The sequence below is a fragment of the Turicibacter sp. genome (assembly GCF_017941855.1).
Lineage (GTDB): Bacteria > Bacillota_I > Bacilli_A > MOL361 > Turicibacteraceae > Turicibacter > Turicibacter sanguinis.
In genome coordinates, this window is sequence record NZ_JAGAVR010000068.1 from 1 (window position 1) to 6,373 (window position 6,373).

General features: G+C 34.7%; 3 protein-coding genes and 1 pseudogene. All 4 read left to right on the forward strand.

Translation table 11 applies throughout. The features are described from left to right. Positions 1–201: pseudogene (locus tag J6D32_RS08615) on the forward strand (hypothetical protein); the annotation flags it as partial. A 392-nt stretch (positions 202–593) separates the two neighbouring features. Next, complete coding sequence (locus tag J6D32_RS08620) at positions 594–2,042, forward strand: type 2 periplasmic-binding domain-containing protein (RefSeq protein ID WP_009607564.1); 1,449 nt, start codon at positions 594–596, stop codon at positions 2,040–2,042. A gap of 306 nt (positions 2,043–2,348) precedes the next feature. Beyond that, a complete protein-coding gene (locus tag J6D32_RS08625; protein WP_009607543.1) occupies positions 2,349–3,377 on the forward strand; it encodes a glycoside hydrolase family 18 protein in 1,029 nt (342 codons plus the stop codon). Positions 3,378–3,415: 38 nt separating this feature from the next. Beyond that, entirely contained in the window at positions 3,416–6,319 is a 2,904-nt protein-coding gene (locus J6D32_RS08630; RefSeq protein ID WP_055164832.1) for an extracellular solute-binding protein, read from the forward strand. The last annotated feature ends 54 nt before the right edge of the window (positions 6,320–6,373 follow it).

Below are 6,373 nucleotides of genomic sequence, written 5' to 3' on the forward strand. Positions count from 1 at the left end.
ATTTATATTTTCTTTGTTTATTTGATTACGGAACAGGTCGAAGATATTTTAGGAACGTTACAAAATTTAGAAGAAGCCAAGCATGACTTAGAGCCAGGATTAGCCGAATTATTGGCTTGTGGGTTAATAAAAAAAGAAATCATTAAAAATGAATCAAGCGAAGAAGAATTACACTATATTGTCACAAAAGAAATGAATTAAGAAAGAGATTTCCGGATGGAAATCTCTATTTTTTTTTATAAAATTAAGGAAGGATTTGTCATAAAAATATAGATTTTTGATGTAAAAATGAGATGTCTTTATATGGTATTTTTATATTTTTATATGTGAAAAATAGTTGAAAATACAAATAGAAATTTGAATGAAGAGAGATTGTGCTTGAAAAAACATTAAGGCGAAGCGATAAGCATATTAACCATCTTTTGCTTTTTTACTCAAATAATGATAATTTGACCAATTTGAAAGTGTGGTACAAATTCTATATTTAATGTACAAATTTTACATAGTTGGTTTAATTTGTAAGAACTTCATTGAAAACGCTTATATTTGGTGTTAGGATGAAATTGCATCAAATATAAGGAGGAATGAAAGACATGAAAAAAGCGTTATCTTTTCTAGCCCTGACAGGGTTATCATTAAGCCTTGCTGGTTGTGGGGGACAAACTGCAGGCTCTGAAACAAATACTTCAACAAATTCAGAAGCTCCTTCTACACAACAAGAAAGTACAACATCTGAAAAAATTACGTTGACGATTGGAACGCACCATGTATGTGGAGACAATCCAAAGAGTCCAAAAGTTGGAACAGAGGGATGTATGTCAATTGAAGAAGCTGAGTATAAGTCAGCTATTGTGGATCAAATTGAGGAAGAGTATGGTATCACATTTGAGTTTTATGAGTATCAATCAGAAGATAAAATTGAGGAGATAACAGGTTGGAACTTAGCTGGGACATCAGAAGCGGATATTGTTCGTTTAAATGCTGATGAATATACGAGCTTGGTGAAGAGTGGGAACTTAGCTGATATTACGAACTATGTGGATAAAGTATCTAAAGAAGTAGATGTTTTTGGAAATGATCTTCCATACCGATTAGGCGTTGTTGGATCTAGTAACTATGGAGTTGCACGTGATAATATGATTTATCCAGAGCTATTAGTATTTGATGTAAACATTCTTGAAGATGCAGGAATGGAAGAAATGCCAAATGAACTTTGGCAAAAAGGAGAATGGACATTTGATACGGCTCGTGAATACTTTAAAAAAGTTCAACAATATGCAGATAGTTCAAGCGAATTAACATATGCATTTGGAACAGATTCATTCTATATTTTCAAAGCAGCATTAGCAGCAAATGGTGTTAAGTTAATTGAAAATGGGGAATCGAATGTAAATAGCGAAGCTGTTTATGAAACAATGAGTTATTTAGAAACATTACGTAATGATGGGGTGTTAAACATTTATGCCGTTCCATACGCAGCTGATGATACAAAATTCAAGTATGCGTTAACGGACATGAAAAACTTATTTGGTGCAGCGCAATCTGCATGGGAAAAAGGAACACCTGATCAAGAAGTTGCTGAAAAAGATAAAGGTGGAGTTGCATTTACATTATTAGATGCATGGCGCTCTGACTGCTGTATCCGTAACTCGGATAAAGAGTATGGGGTTGTCCCATTCCCTGAAAATAGTTCAGATGCATTCGTTCCAGCTGGACGTGGAGATATGTATGCTATTCCAATCTCGGTTTCTGAAGATAAGTTAGAGATCATTACGAAAGCAATGGCTTTATTTACGTCTGTCCATACAAAACCGACAGCCGTTCAAGAATGGTCAGAACGAAACTTCCCTACTCAAGATGATGCAGTGGAAATCGTGCAATATCTTCAAGATAAAGGGGAAATCGATCCTTACACAGATTACTCTGGTGGATATGATTGGAGTTACACAAGTTTTGTCAATGAATGGTTTGTTGACCCAACCACTTTAACAACACACTTAGAAACATTAGATGGAATTATAAAATCAAACCTAAGCAAATAAAGGGGGGAAAGGCGCACTTAGGTGTGCCTTTACTTTTAAAAAGACGTTACTCTAATTGGATATGCTGTGAACGGATGTCGTTTAGTGGTTTACGTGGGGGGATTCAATAAAGTCTGATTAGATGAAACAGGTAATAATTCATACTGATTAAAGGTCTTGCCATAGTAATATTTTTAAGATTATAAAGATAGTTTTTAGCTACAGATGAAACGACTTAAATAAAAGAGATTTATTTTAGAATGAAAGCTTCAGTCTTTCTAGATAAATCTCCATTATTTAATATCAGAAGAGGGTTAGGTGAAGTTAATGATTATTTTAGGTTATTTGACAGATGGTACAGATTGGAAAGTTGATGATGTTGATCTTGGAAGTTTAACACATATTAACTACGCATTTGCAACAGTAAAAGATACGAGTGGAGAAGTACATGAAAATTGGAATCGTGCCATTCAAGTAAAAGACCTAAAGGCTAATTTTCCACATTTGAAAGTTTGTGTATCAATTGGGGGATGGGGAGCTTCAAATTTTTCTGAAGCAGCTGAAACACAGGAAAGTCGAGAACTTTTTTCAAAAAGTAGTATCGAAATTATGCAAAAGTATAGCATGGATGGAATTGATATAGATTGGGAATACCCAACGATTCCAGGAGGTGGGATTAGCTGCCACCCAGATGATAAAAAGAACTTTACACTGTTACTAAAGCAGGTAAGACAGGATTTAGATGAATTAAGTAAACGCACGAACCAAGATTATTTATTAACTATTGCAGCGGGGGCAAGTCTGTCATATCTTCGTGCAGTTGAAATGGAAGAATTAAATCAAATTTTAGATTATGTGAATATCATGACGTATGACATGGGAGGATCATTCCATGTAACCGGCCATCATACTAATATTTATCCATCTTGTTTAACTGAGAAATATGGAGAAACGTATTATCCAGGAGGCGCTTATTTTATTGAGCAATTTATCAAGCTAGGTATGAACGTTGAAAAGTTAGTGGCAGGAATTGCATTTTATGGTCGTGGTGGCAGTAAAGTTGAAAATAAAAATAATGGATTAGGGTCAAGAATTAAAGGAGAACATGGGTTATATTTCGATTACCACGACATTGTTAAAAAAATAAATGAAGAAGGATTTAACGAATACTGGGATGATTTAGCAAAAGCGCCTTGGGCTTATAATGGCGACACGTTCATTACGTATGAAAATGAAAAATCCGTTGCAGAAAAAATGAAATATGTGAAGGAAAAAGGATTGTTAGGGGTCATGTTCTGGGAATACCAAACGGATCAGACTAAAACATTATTAAACGTCATTCATGAAAATAAGTAAAAATTATTTAATACTTATCAAGCTGGGGGGAGTTTTGTTTGAAATATACAAAAAACATGTTATTAAAACCTTTTGTTACGATTCCGTTAGCCATCATGTTATTAACATCTAATGTCCCAATTCAAGCAAGTGAGGTTTTGACGAGTCAGACGGAGAGTCAAGTGAGGAATCAAATTCAGATTACGGAGAGTATGTTAGTATCCGCCTCAAAAACAAACTATAAAGAATATTTGAACCAGTATGCTCAGGCAGAATTAGTTTCTTCAAAAGAAATTGTCATTAATTCAACTCATTTAGATGAAGGAAATTCAAATATGAGTGGGCTTGACGTGGTAAATGGATCAGTCATCACAACGGAAAAAGGGTATGTCTCATTCAATTTTGAAGTTGAGAAAGAAGGATTCTATCAAATCGAATTTTCATATTTACCGATTAAAGGTAAAGGGGCGAAAATCGAGCGAAAATTATATATCGATGGTCAATTACCATATGATGAGTTAGCACGTCTTTCTTTTAATCGTCTATTTACGGATGCAAGTGAGATTAAAAATGTAAATGGAAATGATGTAAGACCCGATCAAGTTGAATTGTTTGAAGAATGTACAACGTTTGTATATGATCGAGAACGAATGAGCCCAAATCCTTTGATGGTTTATTTAGATAAAGGGGAGCATGTTCTGACTGTTGAATCAATTAGTGAGCCGATGCAACTTAATCAAATGATCTTCAAACAGGCCGAGGAAATCAAAACCTATGAGGAATATGTGACTGAATTAAATCAAAATGGAATTCATGAGGTTGAATCAGCTTTTATCAAAATTCAAGGTGAAGAAACATTTAGAAAAAATTCAGTTTCTTTATATCCACGTATGAATAATTCAAATCCGTTAACTGAACCCAGTCATCCAAGTGAGATTCGCTTAAATGTTATTGGTGGAGATTCATGGCGTTTTGTTGGAGACTTTGTTGAGTGGGAAGTTGAAGTTGAGGAAGAAGGGTTATATCAATTATCCTTTAGAGCTAACCAGAATTTTAAACGTGGGGTTTCTTCAAACCGTGCCTTATATGTAAATGGTGAGATTCCGTTTGAAGAGGCTAAAAGTATTGCCTTTAATTATGATAGTAAATTTCAAATGAAAACAATCGGAGACGATGAACCGATGCTGATTCATCTAAATGCGGGTAAAAATATTATTAAATTAGAAGTTGTATTAGGAGAAATGAGTGATGTCATTAATGAAACGAATATCCTAATCACAAATTTAAATACTATTTATCGCAGTATCTTGTTAGTCACTGGGGCAACTCCTGACACGTATCGAGATTATAAATTACCAGTTGTCATTCCAGATTTATTAGATAATATCTCAACAGAAGTAGAGCGTTTAAAAGGGATTATTAAAAACTTAGAGGAGATTAGTGGGGGGGGGAGTGAGACAACATCATCGCTACATACGTCATTAATCCAACTCGAGAAATTTATCAAATATCCTGATGAAATTCATACAGGATTAGAAGAGTTTAACTCGAATAATGCTGCTTTAGGGACATGGATTCAAACCATGAAGGAACAACCGCTAGAGATTGATTATTTATTAGTCACAGAAGCTAACGCTAAATTACCAAAAGTAAACGGAAATTTCTTTGAAAACATGGTGTATGAATCACAGCGATTTATAAGTTCATTCTTCAATGATTATGATAGCTTCGTAACTGAAACAGGTGAGTATAGTAAAAAAATTGAGGTATGGGTCATTACAGGTCGGGATCAATCAGATATTTTAAGAAGATTAATCGATGATTCATTTACTCCCAATACTGGAATTAGCGTGGATGTGAAATTAGTACCTGAAAGCGTTGTTTTACCTGCGACATTATCAGGAGAAGGTCCAGATGTCGTGATTCAATTAAATGAAAATTTACCAATCAATTATGCTTTAAGAAATGCTTTAGTTGATTTAAGTGAGTTTGAAGATTTTAGTGAAGTGATGACACGTTTTGATGAAAGTGCATTAGTTCCATTTGAATATAGTGGGGGAGTGTACGCGCTACCAGATGAGCAAATTCATCAAATGCTATTTTATCGAGAAGATATTCTAGATGAGCTAGGGCTTGAGGTACCAGAAACTTGGGATGATTTATTTAAGATGTTACCGATTTTAAATCAAAATCATTTAGATTTCTTTATGGATACAACGGTTATTAATTCAGCAAGTTCACAAGCTGTTCCAAATACGACGTATGCAACATTATTATTCCAACAGGGTGGCGAGTTCTATTCAAATAATGGGGAATCAAGTGCCTTAAATTCAACAGAGGCAATGGAATCATTCAAATTCTGGACTGATTTTTATACTAACTATGGATTGCCTGTTACAGCGAACTTCTACAACCGTATGCGAACTGGAGAAATTCCAATTGGGATAGCAAGTTATACGAATTATAACTTACTATCAGTCTTTGCACCTGAAATAAGCGGGAGTTGGAAAATGGCACCATTACCTTCGTATGTCAATGAAGATGGAGAATACAACAATGTTGCCGCTTCTTATGTAAAAGGATCTGTCATTTTTAATCAAAGTGATGATAAAGATAGTGCTTGGGAATTTTTAAAATGGTGGACGAGTAAAGAAACGCAAATTAGTTTCGGAACTGAAATTGAAACAGTCTTAGGTGTTGCAGCGCGTCATGCTTCGGCAACCGAAGAAGCCATCTATGAATTACCATGGCCAAGTCATGATATCGAGCAACTAAAAAAACAACGTGAGAGTTTACAAGGCGTTCCACAAGTTCCTGGTGGATATATGACAGCTCGTGAAGTAGAATATGCATTTAGGGAAGTCATTAACAATGGTTCGAACCCACGTGAAACACTGTATGACTATATTGAAAAAATTGATAGCGAGTTAACGCTAAAACGAAAAGAATTTGGCATAGAGTGATCGATTAGGGGGGAAACAATATGACAAACAAGGCAAAATTATTAAAACAAAAAA